A 15,921-nucleotide genomic window follows, 5' to 3' on the forward strand; every position below is an offset into this window, starting at 1 on the left:
GAACTGAGTGCGAGTCCGAAGCACTGCGGGGCCGGCGATGAGTCCGGCCCCGCAGCGTCAGAATCCCGGCTCTCAGCCCAACAGGTCCTTGAACAGCGTGAACTGCTCGTCGACGAAGGTGGTCCACTCGGCGGAGTCGCGGTAGACGACCAGGTTTCCTGCGTCCTTCTGGAACTGCTGGTAGCTGTCGGACTCGACGGCTTCCTTGACAGCCGCCTCGAGCTCGCTCTTCACGTCGTCCGGCAGGCCCTTCGGGGCGTAGATGCCGCCCCAGCCGCCGAACACGACCTCTTCACCGATGGCCTCGTCGACCGTCGGCACGTCTTCCGCGTCGGGGTGGCGCTCGTCGTTCATGACGGCGAGGATGCGCACGGCCTCACCCTGTGCGAGCGCCTCGCCGAGTCCGGAGACGGCGGCGACGGTCTCGCCCGAGGCGGCTGCGGCGACCGCGGTCGCACCGCCGTCGTAGGGAACCGGGGTGAAGGTGGCGTCGGTGGCGGTGCCGAGGCCGATGGTCGCGGCCTCCCAGATGGAGCCGGCCCCGGAGTTCGCGACCGTGACGGCGCCGGCCTCGGCCTGGGCGACGAGGTCTTCCAGCGACTCGATGCCGCTGTTCGCGCCGACCGTGATGACGCCCGGTGCGAGCATGATTTGCCCTAGCAGGTCGAAGTCCTCGGGGAGCACGTTCGCACCCTGGGTGGTGTTCAGCATCGCGATCTCGACCGGCGCGAAGCCGATGACGTAGCCGTCGGGGTCCTGCGCGCCGACGTACTCCATCGCGAGCGCGCCGGCGGCGCCTGGCATGTTCTCGGGGATGATGCTGACGCCGAGGATTTTCTCGAGTTCGGTGGCCAGGGCACGCGACGAGAGGTCGGAGCCTCCGCCGGGGTTCGCCTGGATGATCAGTCGGATGTCGCTCTCGGGGAAGGCCGACTCTGCGGTCTCGCCCTCTTCGACCTTGGTGCAGGCCGAGACGATGAGAGCGGTGGCTGCGAGGGCGGCGATCGCGGCGGCCGCCCGGGTGATGCGCTTGCGGGGCATCTTTGCTCCTCTACGTGGGTCGACCGTGTTGTCGACAACGCGAGGCTAGCAGTGTTGACTGTTAACAGTCAACACTGAGGCATCAGGCGGGACGGTTCGAGATCTCGCTCAGCATCCGTTCGCGAGCCCCGTCGAGGTGCGCCGTGAGCACGGCAGCCGCCTGCTCAGGGGTTCCACTGCGCATCACGTCCATGAGGATCACGTGGTCGCCGGACGACTCATGCAGGTCCTCGTCGTGGTTGATCGTGACCTCGAGCAGCGCGGTGAAGGTGGGGAGGTACTGCGCCCACGCCCCCTCGAGACGCGGATGGTCCGCGAGTGCGTAGATCTGCGAGTGGAACTCGAGGTCGGCGGCGACGAAGGCGGCATGATCGCCCGCATCGGCGGCCGCCCCCATGCGCCCGACGGCCGCGGCCATCGGCGCCCAACGAGCCGCGTCGTCGACCCTCATGGCCCGCGAGAGCGCGAGTTGTTCGAGCGCACCGCGCAGGCTGTAGAGCTGGTCCACATCATCCTGCGTGAGCCCGACGATGTACACGCCGCGTGGGCGCTGCACCTCGATCAGCTTCTCGAAGCTGAGCTGCGTGAGCGCATCGCGGATCGGTCCGCGGCTCACCTCGAACTCCTCGGCGAGCGCCTCCTCGGTGATGCGGGCACCTGGCGCGAGTTCTCCGCGCACGATACGGTGTCTCAGCACCTGAGCCACCTGGGCTCCGAGGGATTCTCCGCGCTTGACAGTCTGCGTCACGGCGACCTCCTGTTAACTGTTGACAGGATACACACCGTCGCGACCAGCAGACGGAATCGGTCTCAGCGACCGTCGCGCGGGTTCCAGAGCACGACATCGGTCGAACGGCGCAGCCGTCGTCCGCCCGGCATCGGCACCACGCCGGCGGAACCGGCGGCGAAGACGCGCACGCCGGGGCGATTCTCCCGCTCGGCGCGCACGGCGGCTTCGAGTTCGGAGACACGGCGGCGCAGCATCCGATTCTCGTCCTCGAGGTCGAGCAGTCGTGCGATTGCGGGAAGGCTCATGCCCTCGGCGGAGAGCTGCGCGACTTCGCGCAACTGCTCGATGTTGCGGGTGGAGTAGCGGCGCGAACCGCCCGACGTGCGGCCGGGCACGACCAGCCCGATGCGGTCGTACTGGCGCAGGGTCTGCGGATGCATGCCGGCGAGCTCGGCCGCCGCGGCGATCGCGAACACCGGGGTGTCGGCGTCCATACGGCGTTCAGCCATGGCCCTTCACCTCCTGCCTCGTCACGAAGGCAGGCGAATCCGCCGGCGTAGGCCGTTTCGCGGGGAAACGTCCTACGCCGGCGGATTCACCTACGTCCAGTATCACCGTCGAGCCTTCGCCATCAGCTCGGCCCGCGGGTTCTCCGTGGGCTCGAGCGCCTGGAACTTCTCCAGCGCCTCGCGTGCAGCGTCGTCGAGATGCGACGGCACCGCGACCTGGAGCTCGGCGAGCAGGTCGCCCGTGCCCTTCGAGGTCTTGACGCCGCGCCCCTTGACGCGCAGCACCCGCCCGGAGGGGGTACCAGGTGCGACGCGGAGCTTCACGGGGTCGCCCCCGAGCGTCGGCACCTCGATCGTGGCACCGAGGGTGGCCTCCGTGAAGGTCACCGGCACCGTCACGCGGAGGTTCAGCCCGTCACGGGTGAAGACCGGATGCGGACGCACCGCGATCTGCACGACGATGTCGCCGTTGTCCCCGCCATCCGGCGAGGGGCGACCGCGGCCGCGCAGACGGATCTTCTGCCCGTCGGCGACACCGGCGGGGATCTTCACCTTGAACGGCTTGCCGTCCTCGCCCTGGAGGGAGATGGTCTCTCCCTGCACGGCGGTGACGAAGTCGAGCGTGGTGCGCGCGGTGACGTCGGCGCCGCGCTGCGGGCCGCCGTATCCGCGGAATCCGCCGGATGTCTGACCGAACCGACCGGACCCGAAGGAACCGCCCTGACCCTGGTTGAACATCGCGAAGATGTCCTCGAAGTCAGCGGACTGTCCCCCACGGCTCTGCCCGTAGCGACTGAAGACGTCTTCGAACCCGCCGGCACCCGAGCCGCCCGCCGTGAAGCGAGCGCCCGAGCCCATGGCGCGGATCTCGTCGTACTCCTTGCGCTGCTCGGCGTCGGAGAGCACCGAGTAGGCCTCGCTGATCTCCTTGAACGTCGCCTCGGCTTTGGCATCACCCTGATTGGAGTCGGGGTGGTACTTGCGCGCGAGCTTGCGATACGCCTTCTTCAGCTCGGCCTCGCTGACGTCCTTCGAGACCCCGAGAGTCTTGTAGAAGTCCTTGTCGAACCAATCCTGGCTAGCCATTGATCACCTACTCTGCAGGGACAGCGACGACGACCTTCGCAGGACGCAGCTCGACGTCTCCGAGGCGGTAGCCCACCTCGATGACCTCGAGGATCGTGGTCTTCTCGGCACCCGGCGTGGGCTGCTGGAAGATCGCCTCGTGGCGCTGGGGGTCGAATTCCTCACCCTTCTCGCCGTACGAGACGACACCGAGGCGCTCCACGACCGCGCGCACCTTCTCGGCGATCGCGGCGAAGGGAGTGCCCTCGACGAGGTCGCCGTGCTGAGCGGCACGGTCGAGATCGTCGAGCACCGGGACCAGGCCCTTAGCCGCCTCGCCCTTCGCACGCTCGATCTCCAGCTGACGCTGGTCCTCGGTGCGGCGACGGTAGTTGGCGTACTCGGCCTGGAGGCGCTTGAGGTCGTTGAGCAGCGTCGACTCGAGGTCGGCGAGCACGGCGTCCTCCGCCGCAGCCTCACCGGTCTGCGTCGCGCCGAGGATGTCGTCGACCGTGAGGTCGTCGTCAGAGCCCTCGGCCGCCGCGGCCTCGGTGGAGTCCGGGTTCTGCGGCGCGGGGCCGGATGCCTGAGCATCCGACCCCTCACCGTGAACCCCGGCCGCGTCCTGATTCTCGTCAGGCACTTCGTCGAAGTTCTTGTCCGTCATGATTACTTCTTGTCTTCTTCGTCGTCGACGACCTCGGCGTCGATGACGTCCTCCTCGGAGGATGCGCCATCGGCGGTGGGCGTCTCGCCGTCAGCCGGAGCGCCGGCTGCGGCGTCCGCCTGAGACTGCGCGTAGATCGCCTCGCCGAGCTTCGCCTGCGACTCGTTGAGCTTGTCGAACGCGGTCTTCACGGCGTCGTCATCCTCGCCGGCGAGAGCCGTCTTGAGGGCGTCGACGTCGGCCTGGACCGACTCCTTGACGTCGGAGGGGAGCTTGTCCTCGTTCTCCTTGATCAGCTTGTCGATCGAGTAGGCGAGGGTCTCGGCCTGGTTGCGGACCTCGGCGGCCTCACGGCGCTTCTTGTCCTCGGCCGCGTTCTCCTCGGCCTCGCGCACCATGCGCTCGATGTCGTCCTTGGACAGCGAGGAGCCGCCCGTGATCGTCATCGACTGCTCCTTGCCGGTGCCCTTGTCCTTGGCGGACACGTGCACGATGCCGTTCGCGTCGATGTCGAAGGTGACCTCGACCTGCGGGATGCCACGAGGAGCCGGCGCGATGCCGGTCAGCTCGAAGGTGCCCAGCGGCTTGTTGTCACGCGTGAACTCGCGCTCGCCCTGGAAGACCTGGATCGCGACGGACGGCTGGTTGTCGTCTGCCGTGGTGAAGGTCTCGCTGCGCTTGGTCGGGATCGCGGTGTTGCGGTCGATGAGCTTCGTCATCATCCCGCCCTTGGTCTCGATGCCGAGGCTCAGCGGGGTGACGTCGATGAGCAGGACGTCCTTGCGCTCGCCCTTGAGGACGCCGGCCTGGAGTGCGGCACCGACGGCGACGACCTCATCAGGGTTGACGCCCTTGTTCGCGTCTTTGCCGGTCTCGCGCTTGACGAGCTCGGCGACGGCGGGCATACGGGTCGATCCACCCACGAGCACGATGTGGTCGATGTCGGCGACCTTGATGCCGGCTTCGCGGATGACATCCTCGAACGGCTTCTTGGTGCGGTCGAGCAGGTCCTTGGTCAGGTCCTCGAACTTCGCGCGGGTGATCGTCTCGCTGAGCGACACCGGGCCGGAGTCGGTGAGCGACAGGTACGGCAGGTTGATGCTGGTGCTCGTGGAGCTCGAGAGCTCCTTCTTCGCCTGCTCAGCCGCTTCCTTCAGACGCTGCAGGGCGATCTTGTCACCCGAGACGTCGACGCCAGTGGTCTCCTTGAACTGCTTGATCAGGAAGTCGACCAGGCGCTGGTCCCAGTCGTCTCCACCGAGGCGGTTGTCACCGGCGGTCGAGCGCACCTGGATGGTCGAGAAGTCGTCGTCCTTGCCCACCTCGAGGAGGGAGACGTCGAACGTTCCACCACCGAGGTCGAAGACGAGGATGAGCTCGTCCTCCTTACCGCGGTCGAGGCCGTAGGCGAGGGCCGCGGCGGTGGGCTCGTTGATGATGCGGAGCACGTTGAGCCCGGCGATCTCGCCGGCTTCCTTCGTGGCCTGACGCTCGGCGTCGTTGAAGTACGCGGGGACGGTGATGACCGCGTCGGTCACCGTGTCACCCAGGTACGACTCGGCGTCGCGCTTCAGCTTCATGAGGATGCGCGCGGAGATCTCCTGCGGCGTCCACTTCTTGCCGTCGACGTCGAAGCTCCAGTCGGTGCCCATGTGGCGCTTGACGGAAGAGATCGTACGGTCGACGTTAGTGACGGCCTGGCGCTTCGCGGTCTCACCGACCAGCACCTCGCCGTCCTTCGTGAATGCGACCACAGACGGGGTCGTGCGGAAGCCTTCTGCGTTGGCGATGACCTTCGGCTCGCCACCCTCGAGGACGCTGACGACGGAGTTCGTCGTTCCGAGGTCGATTCCCACAGCACGTGCCATGTGTTTTCTCCTTTGTTGAGGACGTTGATCGGTTCAGAAACTTGCGGCGATCAGGGAAACCTGAGTCGCGATGACTCAACTGTACTCCGACGTCCGGATGCTGTCAAACAAACTTGATATGAATTGGCTCAACTTTGGAGCTGCGGTCGGCTCCCCACTCAGAACGGTGCACCCGACGGCGCGTCATCACCACGGAACACCACCGTGTTCGACGGCTGAGGTCGGTCGATGTAAGTCCTCCCTGTCGGGCTCGTCCACGAGAGAAGCCCGCCATCGAGACGCTCCACATGCCAGGGGGTGTGATGCTTCAGCATGTGATGCCGGCGACACAGGTGCGCCAGATTCTCCTCGCTTGTCGCTCCGCCGAGCGCAGCATCGTGCGTATGGTCGATGTCGCTGTCGCTCGGCGGCCGCCCGCACCCGGGGAATCGGCATCTCTGATCCCTGGCCCGAAGGTGCCGACGCAAGCGCGCACTCGGTCGATAGCGATCCACTGCGAGGACTGACCCGTGGACCGGGTCGGTGAGCACCCGATCCCATCCGGACGCCGCTCCGGCGAGCCTCCGCGCCGTCTCGATGTCGATCGGTGCCCTGCCGTCGAGTTCGGCGGCGGCATCGCCACGCCCCCACAACGCCATCACGGGAATCGTCACGGAGACGTGAGCCGCGATGGCACCGAGCGCCCCGCCAGACCCGTCGTGTCCGGCGGGAGCGCCGGTGAGCAACAGGTCGAGCGCGAGGTCGACGCGGAGCTGATCCATCGTGCGCCCGTCGGCCACCGCAGCGGACACATCGGGTTCACCGGGCGCACCGGGTTCACCGGGCGCACCGAGTTCAGCGGACGCCGTGCGTTCAACGGAACGAGGGCCATCAGGATCTGCGGCGTGCGCGGCCTTCACCGCGTCGGCCATGCTCGTCAGCCGGTCGAATGCGCCGCGCACCAGCGCGGCCGGGCCCAACAGCCCCAACTGCGCCATGCCGTCTGCCGCGTCCTTCACCCACACCCCGCGCTGCTCACGCGCATCATGATGACGCTCGTCGAGCGACCGCGGCTGGAAGCGTTCGGCGACGCGACGGGCCATGCGCGCCACCCGGTTCGGAGCCTCGACCTCGGCGAGGGCGATCATCTGAGTCGAGTAGGCATCGCGGTCCTCCGCCGCATCGAGGTGCTCTGCGGCGTCGACGATCACCCGCGCATGCGCCGCGCTGATGCGCCCGGCGCCCTGCGCCGCCCACACCAGCGGGAATCGGGTCACCAGCCAGTCCGCTTCGGCCATGCGCCGCTGGATGGTGCGGTCGCTCATGCGCAGAGCAGTGGCCATCTCGGCCGCCACGGAGCGCGCTGCCATGTCCGCTCCCTCAGGATGCTGTGCCTGATCGGCGACTTCGACCGCCCACCGCGAGCCCAGCGCCAGGATCCCGTCTCGCGCCGCCTGCAGACTGCCGATCGTGCGCTCGACGGACTGCAGCAGATCCACCAGCTCATCGAGCGTGGCCACCTGTTCCCCTGTCACGTCCATCAGCGCCGTCATTCTTCCAGTACAGCAGGGGCCACCGACATTGAAAGGCCTGATCAGAGCATGAATCCGGAATATCGGCCTGCTGATTCAGCTCCATACGATCCACCGCCTCTGCGCATCAGCGGCGTGCGCGGTCACCCCCAGCCGAGCTCGCACGACAGGATGGTCGGATGATACGTGCCGTGCTCTTCGACCTCGACGGAGTCGTCCGTCATTTCGACCACGATCCCGACCTCGAGGCGCGTCACGGCCTCGAGGCCGGCGCGATCGGACGCGCCGCCTTCCGCTCGCCCGCGATCGATGACGTGACCACGGGGCGCATCACCCGGGCCGAATGGCTCCATCGAGTCGCCGAGCAGACGGGGGCAGCGCAGGCCGTCGACGAGTGGGGACGCACGAAGTTCACGGTCGATCCGGACGCGGTCGCGCTCGCCCTCGAGCTGCGCACACTCGGTGCGATCACGGCGATCCTCACCAACGGCACCGACACGATCGCCGCCGAGGTCGCGAGCTGCGGTCTCGACCACCACTTCTCCCCGATCTTCAACTCGGCGGAGATCGGCTTCGCCAAGCCGGACCCTCGGGCGTTCCGTCACGTCCTCGACGCGCTCGGACTCCGCGCCGATCAGGTGTTCTTCACCGACGACTCACCGTCGAAGGTGGTGGGAGCAGCCGAGCTCGGGCTGCACACGCACGTGTTCACGGATGTCGGGGCCCTCCGCGCCGCCCTCCGAGACAGCGGAGTGGACGTACGCACCGCCGCCGCCTGAGTACGCCCCCGTCCACAACTCCTCGAGAAGCCACGGGCCAGCCGCGGACGGCCCCGCCGAATCGGGGTCCCGCGCGACGGCGGGCTCAGATCTTGAGGAGTTGTGAACCGGCACCTCACGCGCCCGAAACATCCCGGTCACAGACGACGCCTACAGTCGCCTTCATGGCCCGCCCCACGCTGCTCGCCGTGTCGCACGGCACCGATGACGTCGACGGGGCCCGCGCGATCGCCGACCTCGCCGCTCAGGTCGCCGCAGACCTGCCGGAGGTGGAGGTGCGCACCGCCTTCCTCGACCTGCAGCTGCCCGATGCCCGCGGCGCGCTCGCGACGATCGAGGGGCCGGTCGTGGTCGTGCCCCTGCTGCTGTCGTCGGGGTGTCCCTCACACCACGACCTGCACCGCCTCGTGGCCGACCGGATGGACGCGGTCGTCGCCGACCCGCTCGGCCCCGACCCGAGGCTGGCGCGAGTGCTGGCGCAGCGCCTGTCCGGGGCGACGGATCATCCCGTGATCCTCGCGGCGGCGGGGTCGCGCGACCCCCGCTCGCTCACCGATGCCGAGAGCATGGCCGCGCAGCTCCAGGCGAATCTGGGCCGCCCCGTGCACCTCGCGCACCTCGCGGCCCGCGAACCGGATCTGCCGACCGTGCTGGCGGCGCATCCCGACGCGGTCGTGTCGACGTATCTGCTCGCCCGGGGCCCTCTCTTCGATCTCGCTGTGCGGCACGCCTCCGGCCGCAGCCTGACGCTCCCGCTCCTGAACGGCATCAGCGTGCCCGAGCCGCTCATCTCGCTCGTGGTGGCGCGCTACGAAGATGCTGCGGCCGGCATCCCGGCGGCAGGCGTCCCGACCGACGGCGGCACCACCCGCACCGTAGAACTGGCAGGATAGGAGTAAGGCGAGCCTTACCCCGCATTCGGCCCGCCCGGCGGCGCCGCCATGATCGCCGCTCCCGCGCGCGATCTCCCTCGTCGCCGCCCTTCCCCCCAGGAGGATGCGCATGACGGATCAGGCCCCGTACGACGTGCTGATCATCGGTGGCGGCCCCGCCGGGCTCTCGGCCGCTCTCAACCTCGGCCGATCCCTGATGCGCGTGCTCGTGGTCGACGCCGACCGGCCCCGCAACGCCGCGACCCTGCAGTCGCACGGCTTCCTGACGCGCGACGGCCTGCCGCCCCACGAGCTGCGGCGACTGGCCAGGGAAGAGCTCGCCGCCTATCCGAACATCGAGATCCTCTCGCGCAACCGGGTCTTCGCGCTGCGCACCACGGATGCCGGCTTCACCGCCGAGGTCGGGCGACGCGAGCCCACCGGCTCCGTGTCGGCCCGCTCGGTGCTGCTGGCGACCGGCCTGCGCGAGACCCTGCCCGACGTGCCGAACCTGCGCGGCTTCTACGGCATCAGCCTGTTCAGCTGCGCCGCGTGCGACGCGTGGGAGTTGCGCGACCGTCGTCTCGCCCTGATCGGCGAGTCCTCCGATCTCGCCGACCGCGCGCGGCTGATCGCCCGGTGGACCGACAGCCTCACGGTGTTCACGCTCGGGTCAGATGCTGTGACCCCCGCCCAGCAGACCGAGCTCGAAGCCGCGGGCGTCACCGTGCAGCGGCAGCGGATCACCGAGCTCGTGGGCGAGCGCGGCACGCTCGAAGCCGTCCGGCTCGCGGACGGCACAGCGGTCGCGCTCGACGGCGGCTTCGTGCGACCAGAGTGGCAGACCGAGCTGTCGTTCCTCGATGACATCGCCCCCGCACTCGACGGCGACGGCAACCTGGTGACCGATCGCTCCGGTCGCACCGACGTACCAGGCCTCTACGCCGCCGGCGATGCGGCCACCCCGGGACCCCAGCAGCTCATCGTCGCCGCGGGAGCGGGGGCCAGGGTGGCCGCCGTCATGGTGCACGATGCGGTGGGCGTCGCCACCGCCCACTGACCCGGGCAGGGCAGAACTACCCATCGAGCCGGATGACCTCGAAGGCTAGGCTGACCGGCATGACCCGCTCCCGATCGGCCAGACCGCTGCTCCGCCTCGCTGCGACCGCGATCGTCGCCGTGTCGGTGATCCCGCTCAGCGGATGCCTGTACGCCCAGATCCCGGCGAGCGACCCCGGGGTCGCGGAACCGACGCCGACCGCATCCGATGCGCCGATCGACGAACCCGAAGGCGAGCTCCCCGCCGAGCTGACCTTCGCGGCAGGGCAGGAGCTGCCGGCCACCGCGTACATCGAATGGGGTGACGGCTTCATGACCGCCGACGGGTGGGTGAGCGTCTCGCCCGACGACGGCAACGGAGGCTGGACCTACGGCACGGCCGACGGCACGTGCACGGCGAGGTTCTGGCAGGGCCTCACTCCCGATGTTCCCGTGGTCCCCGGCGACGACAGCGCATCGTCGGATGCGATCCTCGGCACTCTGCTGCAGTCGACGACCGCGGAGATCACCCCGCTGGCCACGACGGGCGAGTTCAGCTACCAGGTCGGCGGCGCCGGAGGCGTCGAGAACCGGCAGCTCACCGGCGAGGACGGAGAGCGCACCTGGATCATCGCGGCGCGCTCCTTCACCGCCACCGGGGTCGGGCTGTATGTGATCGCCGACTGCACCGGGGGCGATGCGAACAGCATCCTGGCCGAAGTCGTCGAACGGAACGCGGTCGTCGTCACGCCGTGAGCACGTCGGTCAGGCTCTGAGCGCGCCGGTCACTTGCCGCCGGGCGGGCCCACGAGCAGCAGGATGACGTAGAGCGCGACGATGCCGCCGGCGAGCAGCACCGCGAGCACCCACGGACGACGCAGGAACCACCGCATCAGTCGGTCATACCAGCGGCCGTCGCGCGGGTCGTCCGTGGCGTCGAGACGCCAGGCTCCCTCGAGTCGGCCCGTGCGGTGCAGCCAGATCTCGGTGGGGATCGTGGCGTAGGGGACGACGGCGCTGACCACGGCGAGCGCGGCGACACCGACATGCCACCGCTGGTTCAGCGCGATCAGCACGGCGGTGGCCCCGTAGGCGAGGAACACGAAGCCGTGGATGCCCCCGCCGATCGTGACGACGACGCCCGGTGCTCCCACCGCCCTGGCGATGATCGCGGAGATCAGGATCGTCCAGGTGATCGCCTCCGCGATCGCGAGAACTCGGAACAGGCGGTCGGGTGAACGGAACACGGGACTCCTCGGGTGGCGTCCTGCCAGCGTATCGGGGACACCGATGTCGTTGCTGAGCGCGCAGCGGAATACGGAGCCTCGCGACGGCGTTGCCGAAGGCATGACGATCGTGGACGCGGATGCCCTCTCGCAGGTGCTCGGCGCCGTCGACCTCCAGGTCGGCGTCGCGCGTCGCGTCGCCCTCCCCGCGGGCGGGCTGCTCCCCCTGGCCGCCGGCGCCGTCACCCTCGTCTACGTCGCGGGCGGGAGCGTGCAGGGTCATCCGCCGCTCACCTCCGCGTGCAGCCTCAGCGTCGACCGCACCTCCCAGAGCGTCGCCGTCACGGCAGCATCCGACCGCCTGGGTGCCGGTGACGCGTTCCTGACCCTGGGCGAGACCGCATTCCTGTTGCAGGCGGACGCCGGGGCGAGCGTCATGGTCGTCGATCTCGTGCTGTCGGACACCACCTCCCGGCTCAGCGCCGTGCTGCCCGACGTGATCACCGTGACGGGGTTCGACGCGCTCGAGCCGGCTGCCGCGGCGCTGGCCGAGAACATGGGGCTGGTCGACCCGGCCGCCTGCCCCGTACGCCAGGGCGATCCGCTCATCTGCCGGATGATGGCCACGACCGTGCTGCTCTCCGTCATCCGCGCCTGGGCCGCGAACGGCTGCGCGCCCGCCGGCTGGCCGTCGATGTCGAACGATCCCTTCCTCGACCGCGTGGTCGATGCGATCCACGAGGAACCAGGACGGGAGTGGACCGTCGAGCGACTCGCGAGCGTCGGCGCCATGTCGCGCTCCGCATTCGCCGCGCGGTTCCGCTCGGCCCTCGGCCGCTCCCCCGCCGACTACGTCACCGAGGTGCGCATCGATGCGGCCAAGCGGATGCTGGACGAGGGCCGATCGGTCTCCGAGATCTCACGCGAACTGGGGTACGCCTCGGACGAGGGCTTCAGCCGCGCCTTCCGCCGCCGCACCGGCATGACGCCGTCGTCGTGGCGCCAGGCACACCGCACCCCCGTCTCCGCGTAGCTTCACGCCCCAGTCGCGCGAAAACGGAGACTATCCGCGTCGGCATCCGCGCGCCGTCTGTCGACACGCTGTATCCGACGCGCATGCTCTCCGTTTTCGTCCGCGACCTCAGGCCCTGACGCGGTTCGAGGCCCCGAAGAACGCAGCGCCGGCGATCAAGGACACGGCGCCGATCACGTAGACGAGCTCGATGCTCAGGGTGTCGACGAGCAGTCCGCCCACGCCGGCCGCGAGGGCGATCGCGCCCTGGAATCCCACGACGACCAGGCTGCCGCCGGCTTCGAGACGGTCGGGCATCCGGTGCCCCACCCAGGTGTTGGCGACGATCAGCCACGACGAGAAGAAGAAGCCCCACACGAGCACCACGATCGCGACGCCGATCACGGTGCCGGACAGCAGGATCATCGAGATCACCGCGGCCGCGATCACGAGCGGCGCGAAGACGGCGAAGAATGCGAAGGAGCGGTCGATGACCAGCCCGATCGTGATGTTGCCTGCCAACCCGCCGAGGCCGAACAGGGCGAGCAGCACCACGATCGTCGACGCGTCGACATCCGGGATGCGCTCGAGCGCCAGTCGCACGTAGGTGTAGGCGGAGAAGTGTCCGAGCACCACGAGCATGTGCCCGATCATGCCGAGCCCGATGCCAGGACGACGCAGCGTGTCGACCAGCAGCCGGAGGCTCGAGGCCTGTGCCGCGGGCACAGACGGCAGCGAGAACCGCAGGGCCACCGCGAGCAGCACCATGAGAACGCCCGCGATCGCGAAGACCATCCGCCAGTCCACGAGCTCGCTCAGCATGACACCCAACGGCACTCCGGCGACGGTCGCGAGCGAGACCCCTGCCGAGGTGAACATGACGCCTCGACCCAGGTGCTCAGGGCCGGCGAGGCGAGCCGCGACCGTGATCGACATCGCCCAGAAGGCGCTGATCGCGGCGCCCAGCAGGAACCGGGCGAGCAGGATGATGACAAGGTTCGGCGCGATCGCCACGATCAGGTTCGACACGGCGGCGGCGAGCGCCATCCACACCAGCAGGGAGCGGCGGTCGAGCCGCGGGAACATCAGGCCGATCGTCGGCGCGACCACGAGTCCGACCAGCGCCGTCACGGTGACTGTCTGCCCCGCCTGTCCGGGGGTGACGCCGAGCGCGTCTGCCATCTCGGTGAGCACACCGTTGGGCAGGAACTCGGCCGTCACGAGCAGGAAGCCCATGAGCATGAGCATGATGAGGGCGCCGTAGCGGATGCGCTCCGCGCGCGGGGGAACGGCCGTCGGAAGGGGCGCGGTTGTTGTCATGTTCCCCAGCCTCGCGGCATCCGCACGCCGCCGCCCGACCAGGCGTCCGCGGCATCCGACCATTCGTCCGGCGTCATCTCGGGATATCGGGATGTTCCCAGCCGGAGCTTGCACAGTGGAGGCATGCGACATCGGGGAGGGGCACGGCGGCGGATGCTGCCCGGTGCCGCGGCCATTGCTGTGATCGCGCTCGCCTCCGGGTGCACGCCGGAACCAGGGCCGGACGACTGGGCGCTGGAGCCGATCTCGTTCCGGAGCTCCTTCGCCGGCACTGGCACTGAGACGGTGCCTGCGGGCGATCCGATCGATGTGTCGTACGGGATGCACGTGCTCTCCGATGACGGCGCTGGCGGGTTCTGGACGGCATCGTCTGGTTCCTGGTTGCACGTCGGAGCCGATGGCGAGACGCTCGCGCGGTTCAACGCCGATTCCGGTCCGCTCCTGCACACCAGTGCGATGGCGCCCTTGTCGCCGACCGAGCTCGTGGTGGCGCAGGGCGATCGGGTGCACGTCATGCCGATGCTCTCGGTGCTCGACACCACCACCATGACGCTGCGAGATCTGCCGGGCGACGCCGTGGGCGACGAGGGCGACTTCGACTACGGGGACTTCGAGTTCGGTGACGTCGCGGTGCACGACGGCGATGCGATCGTGGTGCGCTACCAGCCGCGTCCGCCCGACGAGTACCTCGACTACGAGGTGCTGCGCGTCGACCTCGACAGCGGTGAACGCACTCTGCTGCACAGCGGCCCGGTCGAGCTCGACGACGCCTGGGGCGCCCGCCCCGGCATCCCGCCGATCGGCCTCGATGTCGACGCTGCCGGCCGGATGTATCTGGCGACGCCGTCTGCGCGGATCGTGCTCGCCGCCGACGGCACCGAGCTGAGCCGTGAGCCGCAGGTGGCCGAGCGCCCGTTCGTCGCTGTGGCCCCGGACGGCACGGCGCTGTGGTCGGGCGGGCGACCGGAGCGGACCGAGGTGCAGGGCGTGATCGTCGGCGGCTCCTCCGAGGCGCGAGCGGCGATCGAGGGTCGCCACCCGTGCCCGGCGACCTCGAGCGGCGATGCCCTTCGTCTCGGCGACGCGGCAGGGGAGCATCCGCTGCCGTTCCTGTGCGGGGCGAATGCCGCCGCCTGGACGGGTTCGTCATGGGTGGTCGCGATCGGCGGCGAGGGAGACGGCGTGCTCGTGCGCCTCACCCCGCCCTCAGGGAGCTGACCGCGCCGGCATCAACTTCTGCGGCCGACAGCATCTTCTGCGGCCAGCTGGGGCTCATCCGGCCGCAGAAGTTCGAGTTGGCCGCAGAAAGTCGACCGACGGATGCCCGGACTACGGCTGCGCGACCTGCGCGGCGAGCAGGCACACCAGCTCGTACACGACGTGGCTCGCAGCGATGCCGGTCATCTGCGCGTGATCGTAGGCGGGAGACACCTCGACCACGTCGGCGCCCACGATGTGCTGCGTGCGCAACGCCCGCAGGATGCGGAGCAGTTCACGGCTCGTGAGGCCTCCGGCCTCCGGGGTTCCGGTGCCCGGCGCATGCGCGGGGTCGAGCACGTCGATGTCGATGGACACGTACAGCGGCTTGTCGCCGATGCGCTGCAGTATCCGCGCGATCGCCGCTTCGACGCCGTGCTCTTCGATGTATTCGCTCGACACGATCGAGAAGCCGAGGCGCTCGTCGTCCTCGAGGTCCTGCTTCGAGTACAGCGGTCCGCGGGTGCCGACGTGGCAGCTGGCGGTGAGGTCGATCAGCCCCTCCTCGCTCGCACGGCGGAAGGGCGTGCCGTGCGTGATGGGGGCGCCGAAGTAGGTGTCCCAGGTGTCGAGATGCGCGTCGAAGTGCAGCACCGCGACCGGACCGTGCTTCGCGGCGACGGCGCGCAGCAGTGGCAGCGCGACCGTGTGGTCTCCGCCGATCGTGACGATGCGCGAGACCTGCTCGCCGAGGGCCAGCGCCGCGCGCTCCACCTCGTTCACCGCCGCGGTGAGGTCGAACGGGTTCACCGGGATGTCGCCGGCGTCCACCACCTGCGCGAGCTCGAACGGCGAGACGTCCTGCGCGGGGTTGTAGGGACGCAGCAGCCGCGAGGACTCGCGCACGTGCGACGGCCCGAATCGCGTGCCCGGCCGGTAGCTCACGCCCGAGTCGAAGGGGATGCCGACGACGGCGATGTCGGCGCGCGGCACGTCTTCGATGCGCGGCAGTCGCGCGAAGGTCGCGATCCCGGAGTAGCGGGGATTCGCGGAGGCGTCGATCGGGCCCACGTTGTCAGTCATCAT

General features: G+C 69.3%; 16 protein-coding genes. 6 read left to right on the forward strand and 10 right to left on the reverse strand.

The window, feature by feature from the left end:
* Positions 1–72: 72 nt before the first annotated feature.
* The 7 genes from MRBLWO12_RS14005 to MRBLWO12_RS14035 all read right to left on the reverse strand — a co-directional run bounded on the left by MRBLWO12_RS14005 (position 73) and on the right by MRBLWO12_RS14035 (position 7,412).
* Positions 73–1,041 (reverse strand): tripartite tricarboxylate transporter substrate binding protein, encoded by a 969-nt coding sequence (locus MRBLWO12_RS14005; RefSeq protein ID WP_363556472.1) that lies wholly within the window; start codon positions 1,039–1,041, stop codon positions 73–75.
* Between the two features lie 82 nt (positions 1,042–1,123).
* On the reverse strand, positions 1,124–1,789 hold the full coding sequence (locus MRBLWO12_RS14010) for a GntR family transcriptional regulator (protein ID WP_363556474.1): 666 nt from the start codon (positions 1,787–1,789) through the stop codon (positions 1,124–1,126).
* 62 nt (positions 1,790–1,851) lie between these two features.
* Entirely contained in the window at positions 1,852–2,280 is a 429-nt protein-coding gene (locus tag MRBLWO12_RS14015; protein ID WP_363556476.1) for a heat shock protein transcriptional repressor HspR, read from the reverse strand.
* Between the two features lie 102 nt (positions 2,281–2,382).
* The gene (locus tag MRBLWO12_RS14020) at positions 2,383–3,366 is read right to left on the reverse strand and encodes a DnaJ C-terminal domain-containing protein (protein WP_363556478.1); all 984 of its coding nucleotides are present in this window, start codon (positions 3,364–3,366) and stop codon (positions 2,383–2,385) included.
* A gap of 7 nt (positions 3,367–3,373) precedes the next feature.
* A complete protein-coding gene (locus MRBLWO12_RS14025) occupies positions 3,374–4,012 on the reverse strand; it encodes a nucleotide exchange factor GrpE (protein ID WP_363556480.1) in 639 nt (212 codons plus the stop codon).
* 2 nt (positions 4,013–4,014) lie between these two features.
* The gene (dnaK, locus tag MRBLWO12_RS14030) at positions 4,015–5,880 is read right to left on the reverse strand and encodes a molecular chaperone DnaK (protein WP_363556482.1); all 1,866 of its coding nucleotides are present in this window, start codon (positions 5,878–5,880) and stop codon (positions 4,015–4,017) included.
* A 158-nt stretch (positions 5,881–6,038) separates the two neighbouring features.
* A complete protein-coding gene (locus tag MRBLWO12_RS14035; RefSeq protein ID WP_363556484.1) occupies positions 6,039–7,412 on the reverse strand; it encodes an HNH endonuclease signature motif containing protein in 1,374 nt (457 codons plus the stop codon).
* 158 nt (positions 7,413–7,570) lie between these two features.
* On the opposite strand from MRBLWO12_RS14035, the gene MRBLWO12_RS14040 reads away from it, so the two are divergent.
* The 4 genes from MRBLWO12_RS14040 (at position 7,571) to MRBLWO12_RS14055 (ending at position 10,836) form a co-directional block, all read left to right on the forward strand.
* Complete coding sequence (locus MRBLWO12_RS14040) at positions 7,571–8,170, forward strand: HAD family hydrolase (protein WP_363556486.1); 600 nt, start codon at positions 7,571–7,573, stop codon at positions 8,168–8,170.
* A 164-nt stretch (positions 8,171–8,334) separates the two neighbouring features.
* Positions 8,335–9,063: a sirohydrochlorin chelatase gene (locus MRBLWO12_RS14045; RefSeq protein ID WP_363556488.1), complete on the forward strand. Its 729-nt coding sequence runs from the start codon at positions 8,335–8,337 to the stop codon at positions 9,061–9,063.
* A 109-nt stretch (positions 9,064–9,172) separates the two neighbouring features.
* Positions 9,173–10,102 (forward strand): NAD(P)/FAD-dependent oxidoreductase, encoded by a 930-nt coding sequence (locus MRBLWO12_RS14050; protein ID WP_363556490.1) that lies wholly within the window; start codon positions 9,173–9,175, stop codon positions 10,100–10,102.
* Positions 10,103–10,161: 59 nt separating this feature from the next.
* Positions 10,162–10,836: a hypothetical protein gene (locus tag MRBLWO12_RS14055; protein WP_363556492.1), complete on the forward strand. Its 675-nt coding sequence runs from the start codon at positions 10,162–10,164 to the stop codon at positions 10,834–10,836.
* A gap of 29 nt (positions 10,837–10,865) precedes the next feature.
* Here MRBLWO12_RS14055 and MRBLWO12_RS14060 read toward each other — a convergent pair whose 3' ends face one another.
* Complete coding sequence (locus MRBLWO12_RS14060; RefSeq protein WP_363556494.1) at positions 10,866–11,327, reverse strand: DUF3817 domain-containing protein; 462 nt, start codon at positions 11,325–11,327, stop codon at positions 10,866–10,868.
* A gap of 43 nt (positions 11,328–11,370) precedes the next feature.
* Here MRBLWO12_RS14060 and MRBLWO12_RS14065 point away from each other — a divergent pair, with 43 nt between their 5' ends.
* Positions 11,371–12,339 carry an AraC family transcriptional regulator gene (locus MRBLWO12_RS14065; RefSeq protein WP_363556496.1) on the forward strand — a complete coding sequence of 323 codons (969 nt, stop codon included), beginning with the start codon at positions 11,371–11,373 and terminating at the stop codon, positions 12,337–12,339.
* A gap of 108 nt (positions 12,340–12,447) precedes the next feature.
* Here MRBLWO12_RS14065 and MRBLWO12_RS14070 read toward each other — a convergent pair whose 3' ends face one another.
* The gene (locus MRBLWO12_RS14070) at positions 12,448–13,638 is read right to left on the reverse strand and encodes an MFS transporter (RefSeq protein ID WP_363556498.1); all 1,191 of its coding nucleotides are present in this window, start codon (positions 13,636–13,638) and stop codon (positions 12,448–12,450) included.
* Between the two features lie 123 nt (positions 13,639–13,761).
* Here MRBLWO12_RS14070 and MRBLWO12_RS14075 point away from each other — a divergent pair, with 123 nt between their 5' ends.
* Positions 13,762–14,856: a hypothetical protein gene (locus MRBLWO12_RS14075; protein WP_363556500.1), complete on the forward strand. Its 1,095-nt coding sequence runs from the start codon at positions 13,762–13,764 to the stop codon at positions 14,854–14,856.
* Between the two features lie 111 nt (positions 14,857–14,967).
* On the opposite strand, the gene speB is transcribed toward MRBLWO12_RS14075, so the two are convergent.
* Positions 14,968–15,918 carry an agmatinase gene (gene speB, locus MRBLWO12_RS14080; protein WP_363556502.1) on the reverse strand — a complete coding sequence of 317 codons (951 nt, stop codon included), beginning with the start codon at positions 15,916–15,918 and terminating at the stop codon, positions 14,968–14,970.
* Between the last annotated feature and the right edge of the window lie 3 nt (positions 15,919–15,921).

The sequence above is a fragment of the Microbacterium sp. LWO12-1.2 genome (assembly GCF_040675875.1).
Classification (GTDB): domain Bacteria; phylum Actinomycetota; class Actinomycetes; order Actinomycetales; family Microbacteriaceae; genus Microbacterium.

Coding starts and splice junctions, on each gene's coding strand:
- MRBLWO12_RS14005 (WP_363556472.1), bottom strand. CDS start 1,041: ATGCCCCGCAAGCGCATCACCCGGGCGGCCGCCGCGATCGCCGCCCTC.
- MRBLWO12_RS14015 (WP_363556476.1), bottom strand. CDS start 2,280: ATGGCTGAACGCCGTATGGACGCCGACACCCCGGTGTTCGCGATCGCC.
- MRBLWO12_RS14020 (WP_363556478.1), bottom strand. CDS start 3,366: ATGGCTAGCCAGGATTGGTTCGACAAGGACTTCTACAAGACTCTCGGG.
- MRBLWO12_RS14025 (WP_363556480.1), bottom strand. CDS start 4,012: ATGACGGACAAGAACTTCGACGAAGTGCCTGACGAGAATCAGGACGCG.
- dnaK (WP_363556482.1), bottom strand. CDS start 5,880: ATGGCACGTGCTGTGGGAATCGACCTCGGAACGACGAACTCCGTCGTC.
- MRBLWO12_RS14035 (WP_363556484.1), bottom strand. CDS start 7,412: ATGACGGCGCTGATGGACGTGACAGGGGAACAGGTGGCCACGCTCGAT.
- MRBLWO12_RS14040 (WP_363556486.1), top strand. CDS start 7,571: ATGATACGTGCCGTGCTCTTCGACCTCGACGGAGTCGTCCGTCATTTC.
- MRBLWO12_RS14045 (WP_363556488.1), top strand. CDS start 8,335: ATGGCCCGCCCCACGCTGCTCGCCGTGTCGCACGGCACCGATGACGTC.
- MRBLWO12_RS14050 (WP_363556490.1), top strand. CDS start 9,173: ATGACGGATCAGGCCCCGTACGACGTGCTGATCATCGGTGGCGGCCCC.
- MRBLWO12_RS14055 (WP_363556492.1), top strand. CDS start 10,162: ATGACCCGCTCCCGATCGGCCAGACCGCTGCTCCGCCTCGCTGCGACC.
- MRBLWO12_RS14065 (WP_363556496.1), top strand. CDS start 11,371: ATGTCGTTGCTGAGCGCGCAGCGGAATACGGAGCCTCGCGACGGCGTT.
- MRBLWO12_RS14070 (WP_363556498.1), bottom strand. CDS start 13,638: ATGACAACAACCGCGCCCCTTCCGACGGCCGTTCCCCCGCGCGCGGAG.
- MRBLWO12_RS14075 (WP_363556500.1), top strand. CDS start 13,762: ATGCGACATCGGGGAGGGGCACGGCGGCGGATGCTGCCCGGTGCCGCG.
- speB (WP_363556502.1), bottom strand. CDS start 15,918: ATGACTGACAACGTGGGCCCGATCGACGCCTCCGCGAATCCCCGCTAC.